Below are 18,851 nucleotides of genomic sequence, written 5' to 3'. Positions count from 1 at the left end.
CTATAAAAAAAGCTATAGAGATGCTTCTTGATTTTTATAAATAGATATGATTGTCTCTACCAAGTCTAAAGGGGGAAAATAAATAAATGATCGCACGTATTACAACTGTTGCTTTTCGCGGTCTAGAAGCAGTCCCTGTCGATGTACAGGTTATGATTTCATCCGGTAAAATAGGAATGGCTATTGTTGGATTAGCTGATAAGGCAGTTGCAGAAAGCCGTGAACGTGTACAAGCAGCCCTCCACGCTTGTGGACTTTCTATGCCTACTAAACGAATTACGATTAATCTTGCACCAGCTGATTTACCTAAAGAGGGATCACATTATGATTTGCCAATTGCCGTAGGCTTAATGCTTGCTATGGGAATCCTCCCTCCTGAAGTAGCACAAGACTATGTCATTTTAGGAGAATTATCATTAGATGGTTCACTTACCGCTGTTCATGGTGTGTTACCAGCCGCCATGACAGCTTTATCACTTGATAAAGGACTGATTTGTCCTTTTCAATGTGGACCTGAGGCAGCATGGGCAAATGCAGAAATAAATATTCTTGCCCCAGAGACTCTGCTCACTATAGTCAACCATTTCAAAGGAACCCAAATTCAAAAACGTCCACAACCGCGCCAATATACTATCGAAACTGAGCTTCCAGATCTTTGCGAAATCAAAGGACAAAAAACAGCCAAACGTGCCTTAGAAGTTTGTGCTGCTGGACGCCATAACCTTTTGTTTGTAGGTCCCCCTGGTGCTGGAAAATCTATGCTAGCGCAACGCTTACCTTCCATTTTGCCACCTCTTGATAGCCGTGAGCTTTTAGATGTCTCTCTGATTGCTTCTATTACAGGAGAAACGGTTCATAATACCATTTCACTTCATTGCCCCTTTCGTTCCCCACATCATTCTGCGTCCATGGCCGCAATGATTGGTGGAGGGCTTAAAGGACGACCGGGAGAGGTCTCCCTTGCTCATAATGGTGTGTTATTCCTTGATGAATTGCCTGAATTTTCTCCACAGGTTCTTGATTCTCTTCGTCAACCTTTAGAAAGTGGGGAGTCAGTTATCGCCCGCGCTAATCACCATATTAGCTATCCTGCTCGATTCCAACTTATTGCCGCAATGAATCCTTGCCGTTGTGGTATGGCAGGCGAAAAAGACCATGTTTGCCCTAAAGGGATACGCTGTCAAATCGATTATCAGTCCCGTATTTCTGGTCCTCTGCTTGACCGAATTGATTTACGGATTGATGTCCCTGCTTTGACAGCTATGGACCTTATGCAACCAGAACAATCAGAAAAAAGCTGCGACGTTGCCAAACGCGTCGTACGGTGCCGTACCATTCAAGCTAAACGTTTTTCAACAATGGGGTTTGATCATATTCGTACCAATGGCGATTGCCCTGCCAAAATTATAGAACAGATTGCCATTCCTGATAAAAGTGCGACCATACTCTTACGAGATGTGAGTGAAAAAATGCACCTCTCTGCACGCGCTTATCATCGCATTCTCAAAGTTGCACGCACAATTGCTGATCTTGACGGATCAGATACTCTTTCACGTTATCATCTCGCAGAAGCTATTTCCTATCGACTAGGCGCAGAAAGATTAACAGCCCTTAACTAAAAAACTACTCATCAATAAAAACTTATTGGAAAATAACGCAAATAAAGTTCTGTAAGTTTACCATCCTCTTCTAAAGATTTCAGCGCATAATTGAGTATATCAACCAATTTTTCATTCTTTTTTGCAACAGCAAGCTGCATTCCTTGCCCCAATAACTGTGGCGCCATATATGCCCCCCCAATAAAATGACAGCAATTCGCGGTTTTTGAATCGTTTAGCCATAAAGATAAAGCAAATCCATCATCAAAAATAAGATCAATTTTACGCTCCTGTAACGCTTTATAGAGCTCCGCCCTGCCTTTAAATTCTTGTCCTTTGGCTTCAGGAAAATAGTGATGAAAGAGCTTTTCGTGAACACTTTTAGATAAAACACCACTGGTTAAATGTACCAATTGATCATTTATTAGCTCATCGAGATTTAAACGTCGAGTAGCAACAAATCGCGCTGGAAAACGCAAATATGGCTTTGTAAAAACAAGATCTTGCTGGGTTTTATTTGTTTCTTTTAAACCTGCAATAATAACTTCTGCACCACCATTGTTAACATGTTCTACAAGCTCTTTCCAAGGAACAACTTCTACTTCACAAAACTTCTCTAATTCTAATTTTGAGCAAATAGCACGCAATAAATCGATATTATAACCTGCAAGATGCCCCGTTTGATCAAGAAAATTAAAAGGAGGAAAATCAAAAGTTGTTACAAAACGCAAACGAAAGATATCCGTTGTATCAGGTTGTACCAAATGTTCATGCGAATCAAAAAAAGAAGGCAGCCTTTCAGCTTCTGCGTAAGAGGAAAATAGAACCCCCCCTGCTACAAATAAAATACGAATAAAAATATTGTATGGATTATTGAATAAAAGATACCGTAAACGCAATTGAAGATGTTTTACATATATAGATTTTTTTATTTTCAAAATCTCTCCCCCATTTTCAAAACTAAGATGCAACTCTCCTTAATTATTATCTAACGCACTTCACCAAAATATCTGGCGTTTAATAAATAAAATTCTTGCTATTTTTTAAAACTGTTAAAAAATTTAATAGTTTTCATATATTTTTTTTGAAACCATTGAAAATACTTCTTAAAAAATTGCGTGAATAAGCCGCACAATAGCGTTTTATTTTGAATAAGAAAAGTAACCTCCATGGACAGGAATAATACAAACAAATATACACAATATTCTCACCTCAATTTAACATACAAAAAGTTAAAAAACTTAGAGAACGCGTAATATTAACTTCATTAAGATTGGAGATTGATTTATAGGTAAGAAAGTAAAAGTCTCGTTAGTGTAACATAAAGATGCACAACTAATTTTGAAATATTATGCATATGCAAAAATAAACAATAATACTACTCTTTACATAATTTTAAAATTTACGTTTAAAGTTTACGTAAAGCATAATTGGCCTCGTCCTCAAATTTTAAAGGAAAAGGATTCGTACCAACGTTGTTCTGTAAACAGTCAGCTTCTCTCGATAAATTACGCTTTTAATTTCTTTAGTCTTCTCATTGTGATTCACTTAACTAAAGGCGTTCAAGCCCTGCCCTGAATATTCACCACGCACTGTAAAAATACTTAAATATACCAAAGAGGTGCTTACTTGTCTTATATTATCACCCTAAATGACGGTATTTTACTGTATAATTGTGTCATATCATTTCATCATTCTTTCCATTATATATCGACAGATATTGAATCTAGATCTGATATACGGTAAATGTTTAATGTGGTTATTCCATAAATAACTTATCAGAACATTGAGCTTTAAAAAAGCGGATAAAATATTGAAATTGAACACAGGAATGGACTAACTTATGAGTGATGAAATAACCTCACCGGCACAAAGCCATGACTATGATGCGGCTTCTATCAAAGTTCTCAAAGGTCTTGATGCTGTACGCAAACGTCCTGGGATGTATATCGGTGACACTGATGATGGATCGGGGTTACATCATATGGTTTATGAAGTTGTAGACAATGCTATCGATGAGGCTTTAGCCGGTCATGCAACTCTTGTAAACGTCACACTCCATGCTGATGGTTCTTGTTCTGTTCGTGATAATGGACGTGGAATTCCGACAGATATCCATCCAACAGAAGGTATTTCTGCAGCTGAAGTTATTATGACACAGCTTCATGCCGGCGGAAAGTTTGATCAAAACTCTTATAAAGTTTCAGGCGGATTACACGGTGTTGGCGTCTCTGTTGTGAATGCACTCTCTGTTTGGCTTAAATTGCAAATCAAACGCAATGGTAAAATTCATGAAATATCATTTACCCACGGGGTAGCTGATGCTCCATTAAAAGTTGTTGGCGATTGCGATCAAGAAAGTGGAACAGAAATTAGATTTTTACCAAGCTCTGAAACCTTTACTATGGTTGAGTTTGATTTTGAAACTTTAGAGCGTCGTTTACGGGAATTAGCCTTTCTAAATTCTGGGGTTTATATTCTTCTTGTTGACGAGCGTCATGCTGATATTAAATCCGTTGAATTGCATTATGAAGGTGGATTAATAGAGTTTGTGAAATATATTGATCAATCAAAAAAAGCGCTGCTTGATACTCCTATTTATATTACAAGTGAAAAGGATGGTATGAGCGTTGATGTTGCCCTATGGTGGAATGATTCCTATCATGAGAAGGTCTTGTGTTTTACCAATAATATCCCTCAGCGTGACGGTGGAACTCATTTGATAGGTTTCAGAAGTGCCCTTACACGCCAAATTAATGGCTATGCTGAATCTTCAGGTATTGCTAAAAAAGAAAAAGTGAACTTAACCGGTGATGACTGCCGTGAAGGATTAACAGCTATTCTTTCTGTCAAAGTTCCTGATCCAAAATTTTCTTCACAAACAAAGGATAAGTTAGTCTCTTCTGAAGTGCGCCCTATTGTTGAAAGTTTGGTCAATGAAGGTCTTTCAATATGGCTGGAAGAACATCCTCATGAAGCAAAACTTCTCATTAGTAAAGTGGTAGAAGCTGCAACAGCACGTGAAGCAGCACGCAAAGCACGTGAACTCACAAGACGAAAAGGGGCGCTTGATATCACTTCTCTACCAGGAAAGCTTGCCGATTGCCAAGAACGAGATCCCGCAAAATCAGAAATCTTTATTGTCGAGGGGGATTCGGCTGGCGGTTCAGCAAAAAGTGGGCGCTCACGTCAAAATCAAGCAATTTTACCCCTTCGTGGTAAAATCCTCAATGTTGAACGAGCACGTTTCGACCGCATGCTCTCATCTGATATGATTGGAACACTTATTACAGCTCTTGGAACGTCTATCGGTAAGGATGAATTTTCACCCGATAAATTACGTTATCATAAGATTATTATCATGACAGATGCGGACGTTGATGGAGCCCATATTCGTACGCTGCTGCTCACTTTCTTTTTTAGACAAATGCCCGAGTTGATTGAACGTGGACATCTTTATATTGCTCAGCCTCCTCTTTATAAAGTATCGCGTGGAAAATCTTCCCAATATATTAAAAATGAAGCAGCGTTTGAAGAATTCTTGATCGATACTGGATTAGAAGAAACAACGCTTGAGCTTTCAACGGGAGAAGTTCGTGCAGGAGCTGATTTATATCAACTCGCTAAAGATGCTCGTATATTACGTCAACTTTTAAATGGTCTTCATACCCGTTATGACCGCATCATTGTTGAGCAAGCAGCAATTGTTGGTGCTTTTAATCTCGAAGCTCTTGCAACACAAGAAAAAGCGCAAAAAATAGCAGATACTGTAGCACACCGCCTTAATCTGATTGCTGATGATATGGAACAAGGTTGGAGTGGACAATATACAGCAGATGGAAGCTTATGTTTTGAGCGTATTTTACGTGGTGTTAAAGATGTTGTTACGCTTGATGTGGGACTTATAAATTCAACTGACGCACGCCAAATTGATCGCATTTCCCAAAATTTTATCGACATATATCATCCTCCTGTTCTTTTACGTCGCAAAGATAAAACAGAGCGTATTTTTGGTCCTATGAGCCTTTTAGAGAGCATTTTTACAAACGGTAAAAAAGGTGTTACTCTTCAACGTTATAAAGGTCTTGGGGAAATGAATGCTGAACAACTTTGGGAAACAACGCTTGATCCCAATGCACGTTCTCTTTTACAAGTAAAAATTAATGATGCAACCGATGCAGATTCACTCTTTTCTCGTCTCATGGGTGATGAAGTTGAACCTAGACGTATTTTTATTCAAGACAATGCCTTAAGCGTTGCCAATCTTGATATCTAAAGATACTCTTCTGTTTTTGGCTGTGTAAACGTCGTAGTTTTATACGTTGTTTTTTCGTAGTTGAACATTCCCTCTCTATTTCATTTACGATAAAAGAAAAATAAGGTAGATCATATACATGGCAATTGAAACAGAACGTGTAGGAACCAAGGGTGGCATGGAGCACTCTTTTGGTTTTACAAGAGTAGATGAAACACAAAAACAATCCATGGTGGATGGTGTGTTTCATTCTGTCGCTGAAAATTATGACAAGATGAATGATATCCTATCATTGGGACTACATCGTGTGTGGAAAAATTCCATGATTGCATGGCTTTCCCCACCAGCACTTTCCCATTGGAAAGTTCTTGATGTTGCTGGCGGTACAGGTGATATTGCTTTTCGTATTCTTAATGCTTCACGCCAAAAAGCCCATGCTACAGTGCTTGATATTAATGGCTCAATGCTCAGCGTTGGTAAAAAACGCGCACAAAAAAATGGTCTTGCCCCTCTAATTGATTTTGTTGAAGCCAATGCAGAAAATCTACCTTTTGAAGATCAAAGCTTTGACGCTTACACGATTGCTTTTGGAATTCGCAATGTTCCTCATATTGATCAAGCCCTTAGAGAAGCTTTTCGTGTCTTAAAGCCCGGTGGACGTTTCTTATGTTTAGAATTTTCAAATGTCGAGATGCCTCTGTTGGATAAAATTTATGATCTTTGGTCTTTCCATGCTATCCCTAAGCTGGGTCAATTTATCGCAAATGATGGCGATGCTTATCGTTATTTGGTTGAATCTATCCGCAAATTTCCTAAGCAAGATGATTTTGCCCATATGATCAAGCATGCGGGGTTTTCGCGGGTATCGTACCGCAATCTCACCGGTGCGATTGCAGCGCTGCATTCAGGTTGGAAAATTTAAAAATGGTGCAAATTTCCCCTTACTTTCAATTGATGCGTGCAGGATGGGTTTTAACACGTGAAGGTGTTTTAAGTGCTCTCCCTCATGATGATCTTCAAGGATTTCCAGCGCTATGTCATCGTATAGCGCGTGCATTAGCACGACGCAAAACAAAAAAGAAACAACGATCTGAAAATATTTCATATGCCATTAATAAGCTTGGACCCTCTTACATAAAACTTGGTCAATTTCTTGCCACAAGACCTGATATTGTTGGGCGTGATATTGCGGAAGATTTGTCACAGCTACAAGATCGCGTCCAAACATTTTCTTGCACTGCCGCTATTGCTCAAATTGAAAGTTCTCTTGGTCGCTCTATTGATGATTTATTCGTAAATTTTTATCCCCCCATTGCCGCCGCGTCTATTGCTCAAGTTCATCCAGCTGAATATAGTGATGAAACTGGCCATAAGAAAAAATGTGCTGTAAAAGTTATTCGTCCCAATATCAGAGCACGTTTTTCTAAAGATCTTAGAGGATTCTATCTCATTGCTCATTTACAAGAGCGCTATATCCCTGCCTCTCGAAGGCTTCGTCCTGTTTGTGTGGTGGATACTTTAGCACAAACAACACGACTTGAAATGGATTTACGCTTAGAAGCAGCAGCTATATCTGAAATGGCTGAAAATATTCAACATGATACAGGCTTTCGGGTTCCACGTATTGACTGGGAACGGACAGGACGTAATGTTCTTACAATGGAATGGATTGATGGTATAAGAATATCCGAAACTTCCAAACTCAAAGAAGCAGGTTTTGATTTGAAGGCGCTTGCTATTACGCTTATTCAATCTTTTCTTCGTCATACACTGCGTGATGGTTTTTTTCACGCCGATATGCATCCTGGTAATTTATTTGTAGATGAAAAAGGATGTATTGTTGCTGTTGATCTAGGCATTACAGGAAGGCTTGGCAAAAAAGAAAAGCATTTCCTTGCTGAAATTCTTTACGGCTTTATTACCCGCGATTACCATCGAGTTGCACGTGCCCATTTTGAGGCCGGCTATGTTCCTTCACACCATAATATCGAAAGCTTTGCGCAAGCCAACCGCGCTATTGGCGAACCAATTCACGGACAATCAGCACAAAGCATTTCCATGGCTAAATTGCTCACTTTATTATTTGAAGTCACTGAATTATTTGACATGCAAACGCGACCTGAACTTTTATTGCTGCAAAAAACAATGGTTGTCGTGGAAGGTGTTGCCCGTACATTAGACCCCACTTTTAATATGTGGAAAGCTTCTGAACCCGTTGTCAAAGAATGGATTAGTAAAAATTTAGGACCCGTAGGCGTTGCAAAAGACTTTAGTGAAGGAGCACAAGCTCTCCTTTCGCTGGCACGCAAAACACCACAATTGGTTCAAAATTTCCAACGAATAGAAGAAGATTTCAATCAAATGAGAAAAACAGGTTTTAATCTTTCTCCTGCTACCCTCAAACAACTTGCTGTGGAACAAAGTCACAGAAACCGTTATGGTCGTTATAGTCTTTTCATCATTGCACTTTGTTGCGCTTGTCTTACTTTTTACTTTTTTCATCTTTTCTAATCTCCTTAATATGCTAAAAATATCAACAATGAAATCATTGAAATCATTTTTATTTCTTGGAGGTATTTTATGGCCAGTATTACTATTCGTAACCTGTCTCTTGAAACCAAAGAAGCTTTGCGCATACGCGCCGCGCAAAATGGTATTTCTATGGAAGAAGAAGCCCGCCGTCTTTTAAGCAATCCCCCTACTCACACCACACTCCCCTCTCATGACAGTGCTGTTGAAGTGCAATCATTGAAATCAAAATCTCTCCTTCTTATTATTGGTGGAAGTATTGCATCCTATAAAGCCCTTGATTTGATTCGCCGTTTACAAGAACGTGGAGCACATTTAAAAGTTGTGATGACAAAAGCAGCGCAAAAATTTATTACGCCTTTAGCCGCTGAAGCTTTAAGCGGTGGTACTGTATATACTGATTTATTTTCACGTGAAGAAGAATATGATATCGGACATATCCGATTAGCACGTGATGCTGACCTGATTATTTTAGCTCCTGCTACAGCCAACCGCATTGCAAAAATAGTCAATGGCATAGGAGATGATCTGGCTGATTGTGTCCTTTTAGCAGCACGCTGTCCACTCTTGATTGCACCCGCCATGAATCCAGCCATGTGGGTGCATCCAGCAACTATTCGTAATGTTGCACAATTGCACGCAGATGGCGTTCATATCATCGGACCAGAAATCGGAAAGATGGCTGAACGTGACGAGATTGGATATGGACGTATGAGCGAACCTTTAACTATTGTCGCTGCTATAGAGAATCTTTTGAATGTGCATGAAAAACCTCTCTTTGGCCGCCATTTCATCGTTACCTCTGGCCCTACCCATGAACCAATTGATCCAGTACGTTATCTTGCTAATCGGTCCTCAGGTAAACAAGGTCATGCCATTGCAACCGCTCTTGCACATTTGGGTGCAAAAGTAACACTTATTTGTGGACCTGTTCATCTTGCAGACCCACAAGAAGTAAAAACAATTCATGTTGAAACAGCACAACAGATGTTAAAAGCCGTTCAAACCGCATTGCCTGCTGATGGTGCCATCTTTGTTGCCGCTGTTTGTGACTGGCGTAGTCAAACCCAATCTTTACACAAAATTAAAAAGGATGCTCATAAAACACCACCATCCCTTCAAATGGTTGAAAATCCTGACATTTTAGCAACGATTGGACACGCTCCAAAACGCCCCTCATTGGTCATTGGTTTTGCTGCTGAAACATGCGATATTATTGCTAATGCGCAAAAGAAATGCGTTGAAAAAGGAGCTGATTTCATTCTTGCTAATGATATTTCTCTTCAAGTAGATGGTACAAGTGTCATGGGTTCTGATACAAATCAAGTTTATCTTGTGAGTAGAGAAAAAGTTGAACAATGGCCTCATATGAGTAAACAACACGTAGCGCAAAAATTAGCAAACGTGATTGTATCGTTTTTTGCCCCCCAAACATCTACTCCTCATGAGAAAAATATATCCCTTTGCAAATAAGAACTCTTCAAACGCGTTGATATTAAAACACCTTATAAAATAGAACTGATAATAGGTGTCTATCCATCTCAATTAGTATATAATATTTTTGATTTATAATGATAACCTAGCATTGTTCATATTAAATTAGAATCCCAGACATCGTAAGATTCTCTCATTTCCAATTTCTCTCATATTGAATCAATAAAAATCATTTTCTTGCACGTTTTAAACAAGGATAACTGTATGAATACAAAACGTTTAAGAAAGAACTAAAAGCGCTTATAATGGACCGTCTCAAGAACCAAGAGCTTGTCTCGGACAACACTAAGGATGATGGCACCAACGTACTCTTTTTATTAAGAGTATAGTGATGCCCTATAAGTTTTATATTATTCACGAGAGCTTTACCCATAGACCATTCACAAGCGCTGTTGCGAAATGGGTGTGACAAGCGTTAAAAAATGTTTTTTTTAAAAATCACATCTCACTCTAGCCTTCATAAAAGTAGGATCTATTGCACTACTGTCTCCCCAGCTTATAAAAAAACAAGCTATCATTCACTTTGCCTACCATTAATTTTGAGAAAGCTCTTGCACTGGATAAAATTTATAAAAAGCATTTTCTCTCTTCAATGTTTTTATCCCCATATTGGTCCTATTTATGATATACGAATAAATGATTTTGATTGTTTCATGATGAGAACAGCTCATGAGAAAATATGGCAACTTTATTTGAAACTCTTATTCACTATGAAAATGATGTATAAATTAATATATTATAATATCTCAACGCAATTTTAAGCATACCTCACACTGACGCTCATAAAGAGTGTAGACAAAATTCATTGTACCACTGTCTATAAGTTTATGAAACTGACGCTTTTATTATTTTCCTCAGTGATCGGTCTTTAAGATTAAATGTCTGTCTCCTCTCTCCAGCATACCAAGACCACAAAGACTAGAATTTTATCCATGATATCCTCACATTGTGACGATTCATGAGAAGCATTTTTATTCTTTTATCGAAAGCTTTGTACCCATACATTGGTCTCGCCTATAATGTGCACGTAAATAATTTTTTGATGTTGAATAGAGACTTTGAAATTAAAGAATATTTCTATATTTTGGATTCTTATTCAAGTTGAAAATGATCAATTCTCTTCATAAATTAATGGTGTTATTATCTAAAAATTATTTGATACAGTGCACCACTTGTATGAAAAGTGCTTCAATGAATTCTTACTTCATTGCACTTATGGCTTTTAAAATTCAAAATCTCATCATTTTTAAGCATCAGTGACATCTCCCTTTCTTTGCTTCTTCTCAAAAAACTGCTCTTCCATGGGATCGGACGGTCAATCGCCTAAGCTTATTTTTTCCACTTCTATCATATTAATCATTCTGTTGCCCAAAATTAGAATATCTACGGAGCTACTACGTTACCCCTATTCCATTGAACTCAATATTTTTTGAAAGCGAGAGGCAAAAGCATGCTGCCAAATAGTAGAAAAGTACAGAATTTTAGGAATTGTGTAAAACAATTAAGCACTTAAATAAACTAAGTTAGATAAATCTACTGAATAAATAGAAGTAAATAACTTTCCTCTCCAAAGTTCTTATTCCTTAATTTTTTACATATATCATATAAACGCAATAATCTACACTATGTACAAAAATAATAAAAACTTCTTCTACAACAGCTGCTTTTTAAATTCTTCTTTGTTTTAAAAATCAAAATTTCTATTTATTCAAACTTTATTTTAAATAAAGGAGCCTTATCCGTTTTTTATAATGTTTTTGAAAAAAATCTTGTAATTCAAAGAAAGAAAAAATTACACTGTACATACTTTAAATATATTTCTTGTTTTTTTTGCTTCTTTCCTTAGTTTATTAATCTATGATTTTTACTGCTGCTTATCGTGCTTTACAACGTCTTCTGACCTCGCAATATCGTATTATGATACTGAAAGCATTGGGGGTTACTTTTTTCATTCTCACCATTTTATGGTTATGTGTGCACCAACTTTTTGTGTCTTACTTTTGGCCCTGGATTGCTCAATTTCTTCCTGGACTCCCTAGTTGGGCGGGATGGATTGGTTTTAGCATGCTTATCATTTTTAATCTTGGTTTGGCTCTTTTGTTAGCTTTTTTGATTGCACCAATCACCGCTATGATTGGTGGTTTTTTCATTGATTCTGCTGCTGAAATCATTGAAAAAGAGGATTACCCAAATGAGCCTATTGGACAAGCTTTGCCGTTTCAGCGTTCTCTTATCATTTCCTTTAAATTTGTTATTTTAAGCCTTCTTGGTAATGGAATTGCTTTTATTTTATTCTTCATACCAGGTATTAATTTAATTGCTTTTTATCTTATTAATGGTTATTTGCTCGGTCATGAATATTTCTTGTTTGCTGCTTATCGTTTTCGAACAGAGCAAGATGCACGTACTTTTTTACATACTCATTACACAACGGTTTTTGGTGCAGGATTATTAATAGCGCTTTTTGTTTCGATTCCAATTCTTAATTTAGCAACACCGCTTTTTGCAGCCGCCTTTATGACATATTTACACAAAATGCTTTCCCAAAAGACCATGGCACGCATTACACAAAAATAGTTTCCTTGACTTTAAGGTTAATAAAACTTGCCAGCCAAAGAAAGCATAATATAAAATTTTATGTTTTCTCTTTTATTAAAGCAATATATTGATTTATAATGATAATTTATTGTTCCACAATATGAGTGAAAAACCTAAATATCATGAGGGTTTCTCATTTTAATCCTATTCATATTGGATCAATTGAAATCGTTTGTTTATGTATCATAAATGAAGGTGGTATGCGGATAAAAGTACTTTCAAAAAGGCGTGAAATATCTTTATATGAATCCTCTCAATGCAAACATTATCGTCGCATTGAAAACTGAAAAAGAGTATGATGGTGCCGCTTTGTACCTTATATTTCAGTAAAAATGGAGAGCATAATGTATTTTATACCCTTCATAGAGAAATGATTATTATACTCTTCATGGGTACCGTCATAAGAGAGTTTTGGGAATATTGAGACTGTTAAATCTAGCAACGCGTGAATACATAACAAGAACAATATTTTGTTTTTGACGTTCTATTTTATGTGAAAAGCGTGCACTTTGAAAGACCATTCTGAAAAAATATTGCTCTGGTGTTGGCGTTTCGCTAACATAACATTATCATAGTCATTATCTTTAATGAATGAGTGTGGCTTATATTATAAGGTTTCTTGATTTAAAAATTGTTGATATTAATGATTAACTGGATGTTCATTTTCATTAAAAGAAAATAAGGCGTTTGTTAATGAGCGCAAGGAGTGAGTTTTAATACAAAAATCAAAGAATAAAAACATGTCAGTTCTTAAAACTTCTGAGAAGTTTGTTATAGGAAATACTCTTCATGCATATGATTGTTGTAAAATTGGAAAAATTAAAAAACAGTAGAGTGAGAGCTATACGTATACTGATAAAAGTATTAAATAGACTCGTTTGGTCAGCCGGCAAAGCAAATGTGACTGCTTAAATTCTATATTCTTTCAAATCATGCAAAAGGTGTATAATATTTTAAAGGAAGGTTATAAAGATGAACTGGATTACAAATTATGTTCGCCCTAAAATTAATTCTATATTGGGACGCCGTGAAATTCCAGAAAATCTATGGATTAAAGATCCTACCAGTGGTGAAATGATCTTCCATAAAGATTTGGAAGCCAATCAATTTGTGGCTCCTAATTCTGGCTATCATATGCGTATCAGTGCCAAAAATCGTCTCATGCATTTTTTTGATGATGGTATTTATACAGCTCTTGAAAATCCAAAAGTTGTGACAGACCCTTTAAAGTTTCGCGACGAAAAACGCTATATTGATCGGTTAAAAGAGTACCGTTCTAAACTCGGTGTTGAGGACAACATTTTGAGTGCACGCGGTACGATTGAGGGTTTGCCAATTATTGCAACCGTTCAAGATTTCGCCTTTATGGGGGGATCACTCGGTATGGCCTCAGGAGAAGCTATTATCAAAGCTTTTGATACTGCCATTGCCGAAAGATGCCCTTTGGTTCTTTTTACTGCTTCTGGTGGTGCACGCATGCAAGAAGGAACACTCTCATTGATGCAAATGCCCCGTACAACAGTAGCGATTGAAATGTTGAAAGAAGCAAAACTTCCCTATATTGTTGTGCTGACTAATCCAACCACCGGTGGTGTTACTGCTTCTTACGCCATGCTTGGTGATATTCACATTGCCGAACCTGGCGCTATGATTGGTTTTGCTGGTCCACGTGTGATTCAACAAACGATACGTGAAACCCTACCAGAAGGGTTTCAAAGTAGTGAATATCTGCTTGAACATGGTATGATTGATATGGTTGTATCGCGTTTAGAAATGAAAACAACAATTGCGCGTATTTTACGCTTGATGATGAAACGCCCTGCTGTTTTTAACCCTTCCGATCCATCCCCAACAGACTCTCAAACATCGCTTTCTAGGACAAAAGCAGCTTAAGTTTATGCAACAAAGTCAAATACAAAGGGTGGTGGATGATTTACTAAAAAATTATCCGAAAAAATTTGATCTTTCTTTAGAGCGTATTGTTCACCTTTTAGAGCGTCTTGGTAATCCACATTTAAAACTTCCACCTGTTATTCACATCGCTGGAACAAATGGCAAAGGATCTGCCTCCGCAATTTGTCGTGCTCTTTTGGAAAGTGAAGGATACTGCGTTCATGTTTATAGCTCACCTCATCTCGTCAACTGGAATGAACGCTGCCGGTTAGGTCAAAAAGGAGGTGGTCAACTTGTTACAGAAAACCAATTGGCTGAGACAATCCGTGAAATTATAAAAGTAAATCGTCAAGAGCCGATTACTATTTTTGAAATTTTTACAGCCGCTGCCTTTATGCTGTTTAGTATACATCCAGCTGATGTTGTTATTTTAGAAGTTGGATTGGGAGGACGTTTTGATGCTACCAATGTCGTTAACAAAACAGCTGTATCGCTTATTATGCCCATTGATTATGATCATGAGAATTTTCTTGGAAACACAATTGCTCAAATCGCTTTTCAAAAAGGGGGGATTATAAAACCAAACGTTCCAGTGGTCATCGGAAAGCAGAATTATGAAGAAACTCTTGCTACTTTAATACCCCTTGCCGATAAAAATAAAGCATCTTATGCTCTCTTTGATCAAGATTATCAAAGCTATAAAGAACATGGACGTATGGTTTTTCAAAACCATCAAGGTCTCATGGACCTTCCTCTTCCTAACCTTATTGGAGACCACCAAATTGCTAATGCTGGTGCATCTCTTGAAGCAGTTTATCAAGCGGGTTTTCAACTTTCAGAACAAACCATAAATGACGCTTTGAAAAATATTTATTGGCCCGCACGAATGCAGCGTCTTACCCAAGGACTTTTGGTTGATCAACTATCTCCTGATATTGATTTATGGTTAGATGGTGGTCACAATCCTGCTGCAGGAAAAGTTATTGCGGCAGAACTTACACAATGGAGAAAAAAAACAGATCGTCCCATTATTATGATTTCTGGCATGCTTAATACCAAAGATGCTGTCGGTTATTTTCGTCCTTTAGCAAACCTTGTCGATAAAGTATATACGATACCGCTTATTAACAATGACGCCAGTCTCTCTCCAATAAACTTAGCTGAATCAGCCCAAAAAGCAGGAATCTTTGCTACTCCACAAGCACATCTACAAGATGCTTTGCATAAAATTAAAATGGAATATAAAGAGGCTATTGTCCTTATTAGTGGTTCTCTTTATCTTGCGGGTGATATTTTGCGTGACAATAAAACACCACCGTGCTAGATAATTAGCTATTTTTAAAGCTTTGAAAGATAGACCTTTTAATCATGCAACTTGATTGTGCACTTTATCAACATCCTAAACTCATTACTGTTTTTGGCGGATCCGGTTTTGTAGGACGACATGTCGTTGAAACTTTGACTAAGCGGGGATATCGCGTTCGCATCGCTGTTCGTTGTCCACAAAAAGCTTATTACATGCTACAAATAGGAGAAGTAGGACAAACCCAAATGCTTAAAACAGATATCAAGCATCGTGCCTCTGTTGCACGCGCATTGCTTGGAGCTGATGCAGCAATATTTTTACCCGGTAGCTTAAAACAAGCAAATCAATCGAATTTTAAAAGCACACAAATTGATGGTGCTTACAATGTTGCTGAATTAACAGTAGAAGCTGGTATTCCTCTCATCTATATGTCGACTCTTGTGGCTAGCGAAAACACTGCATGTCTTTATGCACGTGTTAAGTTTATGGGTGAACAAATCATTCATAACAAGAATCCTCAGGCAATTATTATACGTCCATCCATTATCTTTGGACCAGAAGATTGTTTCTTTAATACCTTAGCAGATTTGTCACGTTTTTTACCAATTATGCCTCTTTTTGGAGGTGGGAAAAGCAAATTGCAACCCGTATATGTTGGTGACGTTGCTGAGTTTATCGCACGTGCTTTAGATGGACAGGTAGCTTGGGGAAAAAAATATGATCTTGGTGGTCCCCAGATTATCACCCTCCAAAATGCTCTTGAAAATATACTTAAAATCATTCGTCGTAAAAAAACAATCCTATCTATGCCTCTTTCTGTCGGTCTATTGATTGGAGGAGTTTTAGGAACGATTGGTAAGTTGCCTCTTGTGCCAACGCTCGTAACAGCCAATCAAATACGCTTTTTGCAAATGGATAACATTGTTTCTAAAGAAGCTATAGAGAATGGATATACTCTAGAAGGAGTAGGAATTACTCCTAGAGCAATGACTGCATTCTTGCCAAGTTATCTCTGGCGATTTCGTCCACATGGTCAATTTTCCCAAAACCTACTCGTCTAGAATAAATTCTTCTAAAACTGAGTTAATTATTTGATTTATAATTCATAGCGCGTTGTTAGCGGTTTTAAAATCAGAGTGTTCAATAGAGTGATGTTTTTGCATTTTTAATGCTCCATTTAGTATCACAAAACATGTTTCCTCGCACATCTATAGTATTTTGATAAAAACTGTTGGAAACAGGAGAAAAGCACTTCTTATAAACTGTCTTTATCCAAGAGCAGGTGCAACATTGGAATCCTAAAGAACCGATCCTGAACTGCCTATCCATAAACATGATAATCTATGGCTTTGCATTTATATTATTTTGCCAAAAAGCTTAATAATGAGATTAAAGTAATTCTTCCTTTTTCAAAAACCGCATAAGTGAGTAGAATACGAGTATACTACTTTCGATATTATCCCATAAAAATCGATATAAAAACTGTAAAGCAATGCACCATTTTTATTATTTAAAAGGTATTCCCTCTGGAAACTTTTAAAAGCTTTAAAGTTACGTGAAAAGGATAGAATTTTGTTTATATAATAAAACTTATCATGAAGATCTCCTACTCTGTCAGTAACATCACTACTCAGATCCATAAATGCATATTTGTTGCACAAATTTATGGAGATTTTAAAAGAGCTTTTTCACATAAAGAAGTCCTCTTCTTGTCTTGCATTTTTTTTTAATTTCTCCTACCGTCTTGGAAAAAATTATTTTAAAGGAATGAAGAATGGCAGCTCAAGATTTTGTTGTCAAAGATATTGCACTTGCCGCTTATGGTCGTAAAGAACTTGATATTGCTGAAACTGAAATGCCTGGTTTGATGGCTTGTCGTAAGGAGTTTTCTTCCAGCCAACCTTTGCGCGGAGCGCGTATTTCTGGCTCATTGCATATGACAATTCAAACAGCTGTTTTAATTGAAACATTAAAAGCAATTGGCGCCAATATACGGTGGAGCTCTAGCAATATTTTTTCTACGCAAGACCATGCAGCAGCAGCTATCGCCGCAACTGGCATTCCTGTATTTGCCGTTAAGGGTGAAACATTGGAAGAATATTGGACTTATATAGATGCAATCTTCCAATGGCCAGATGGTAATCCTTCCAATCTTATTTTAGATGATGGAGCTGACGCCACAAACTATATTTTAATGGGAAGTCGTGCAGAACAAAATAAAGATATTTTATCACATCCCAAAACAGAAGAAGAAGAAATTTTTTTCAAACAAATACAAAAGCGTATGGATGCAACGCCAGGTTTTTTTACACAACAGCGCGCAGCAATTAAAGGTGTAAGCGAAGAAACCACAACAGGTGTAAACCGTCTTTATCAGTTACAAAAAGAAGGACTTCTACCTTTTCCTGCTATTAATGTTAATGATAGCGTCACTAAATCAAAGTTTGATAATAAATATGGATGTAAAGAATCATTGGTCGATGGTATTCGACGTGGAACAGATGTGATGATCGCTGGTAAAACTGCCATTGTCTGTGGTTATGGTGATGTAGGAAAAGGTTCAGCAGCATCTCTTTCTGGTGCTGGGGCTCGTGTTAAAGTAACAGAAATTGATCCTATCTGCGCTCTTCAAGCCGCTATGGATGGCTATGAAGTTGTTAATTTGGATGATGCTGCTTCCAGTGCTGATATTATCATCACGACAACAGGCAATAAAGATGTTGTTCGTTTAGATCATATGCGACAAGTAAAGGATATGTGTATTCTTGGAAATATTGGTCATTTTGATAACGAAATCCAAGTCGCTGCCCTTAGAAATTTGCCATGGACGAATATTAAACCACAAGTTGATATGATCACCTTTCCCGATGGAAAACGCATCATTTTGCTCTCTGAAGGACGATTGTTAAACCTCGGCAATGCGACGGGGCATCCTTCTTTTGTCATGTCAGCTTCGTTTACCAATCAAGTTTTAGCGCAAATTGAACTTTTTACCCGTACAGAACACTATACAAATGAAGTCACTGTTTTGCCTAAACATCTTGATGAAAAGGTTGCACGTCTACATCTGGATCGGTTAGGAATAAAATTAAGTGTTTTATCAGAAGAACAAGCCGCTTATATTGGAGTCTCACCACAAGGACCTTATAAACCAAACCATTACCGTTACTAATACGTT

Annotated in this window: 11 protein-coding genes; 10 read left to right on the top strand and 1 reads right to left on the bottom strand. The window is 37.4% G+C overall.

Annotated features, from left to right (window positions below):
* Window positions 1-86 precede the first annotated feature (86 nt).
* On the top strand, window positions 87-1,619 hold the full coding sequence (locus ACFILZ_RS00690) for a YifB family Mg chelatase-like AAA ATPase (protein WP_375610006.1): 1,533 nt from the start codon (window positions 87-89) through the stop codon (window positions 1,617-1,619).
* Between the two features lie 11 nt (window positions 1,620-1,630).
* Here ACFILZ_RS00690 and ACFILZ_RS00685 read toward each other — a convergent pair whose 3' ends face one another.
* Complete coding sequence (locus ACFILZ_RS00685; protein WP_375610005.1) at window positions 1,631-2,536, bottom strand: transporter substrate-binding domain-containing protein; 906 nt, start codon at window positions 2,534-2,536, stop codon at window positions 1,631-1,633.
* Window positions 2,537-3,441: 905 nt separating this feature from the next.
* On the opposite strand from ACFILZ_RS00685, the gene gyrB reads away from it, so the two are divergent.
* The 9 genes from gyrB (at window position 3,442) to ahcY (ending at window position 18,845) form a co-directional block, all read left to right on the top strand.
* Window positions 3,442-5,874 carry a DNA topoisomerase (ATP-hydrolyzing) subunit B gene (gene gyrB, locus ACFILZ_RS00680; protein ID WP_375610004.1) on the top strand — a complete coding sequence of 811 codons (2,433 nt, stop codon included), beginning with the start codon at window positions 3,442-3,444 and terminating at the stop codon, window positions 5,872-5,874.
* A 118-nt stretch (window positions 5,875-5,992) separates the two neighbouring features.
* The gene (gene ubiE / locus ACFILZ_RS00675) at window positions 5,993-6,775 is read left to right on the top strand and encodes a bifunctional demethylmenaquinone methyltransferase/2-methoxy-6-polyprenyl-1,4-benzoquinol methylase UbiE (protein ID WP_375610003.1); all 783 of its coding nucleotides are present in this window, start codon (window positions 5,993-5,995) and stop codon (window positions 6,773-6,775) included.
* A 2-nt stretch (window positions 6,776-6,777) separates the two neighbouring features.
* Entirely contained in the window at window positions 6,778-8,364 is a 1,587-nt protein-coding gene (ubiB, locus tag ACFILZ_RS00670; protein WP_375610002.1) for a 2-polyprenylphenol 6-hydroxylase, read from the top strand.
* A 69-nt stretch (window positions 8,365-8,433) separates the two neighbouring features.
* A complete protein-coding gene (gene coaBC, locus ACFILZ_RS00665; RefSeq protein ID WP_375610001.1) occupies window positions 8,434-9,855 on the top strand; it encodes a bifunctional phosphopantothenoylcysteine decarboxylase/phosphopantothenate--cysteine ligase CoaBC in 1,422 nt (473 codons plus the stop codon).
* Window positions 9,856-11,733: 1,878 nt separating this feature from the next.
* The gene (locus ACFILZ_RS00660; RefSeq protein ID WP_375608984.1) at window positions 11,734-12,453 is read left to right on the top strand and encodes a sulfate transporter family protein; all 720 of its coding nucleotides are present in this window, start codon (window positions 11,734-11,736) and stop codon (window positions 12,451-12,453) included.
* 993 nt (window positions 12,454-13,446) lie between these two features.
* Window positions 13,447-14,367, top strand: coding sequence for an acetyl-CoA carboxylase, carboxyltransferase subunit beta (accD, locus tag ACFILZ_RS00655; protein ID WP_375606123.1), 921 nt, complete (start codon window positions 13,447-13,449; stop codon window positions 14,365-14,367).
* 4 nt (window positions 14,368-14,371) lie between these two features.
* Window positions 14,372-15,691: a bifunctional folylpolyglutamate synthase/dihydrofolate synthase gene (locus tag ACFILZ_RS00650; protein ID WP_375610000.1), complete on the top strand. Its 1,320-nt coding sequence runs from the start codon at window positions 14,372-14,374 to the stop codon at window positions 15,689-15,691.
* 44 nt (window positions 15,692-15,735) lie between these two features.
* Complete coding sequence (locus ACFILZ_RS00645) at window positions 15,736-16,734, top strand: complex I NDUFA9 subunit family protein (RefSeq protein WP_375609999.1); 999 nt, start codon at window positions 15,736-15,738, stop codon at window positions 16,732-16,734.
* A gap of 713 nt (window positions 16,735-17,447) precedes the next feature.
* On the top strand, window positions 17,448-18,845 hold the full coding sequence (ahcY, locus tag ACFILZ_RS00640) for an adenosylhomocysteinase (RefSeq protein WP_375609998.1): 1,398 nt from the start codon (window positions 17,448-17,450) through the stop codon (window positions 18,843-18,845).
* Window positions 18,846-18,851: the final 6 nt, after the last annotated feature.

This window comes from Bartonella sp. AP40SXNS, from assembly GCF_042195825.1.
Classification (GTDB): Bacteria; Pseudomonadota; Alphaproteobacteria; order Rhizobiales; family Rhizobiaceae; genus Bartonella.
Note: the sequence above shows the minus strand (reverse complement) of the source record. Positions and strands in the feature narration are given on the sequence as shown.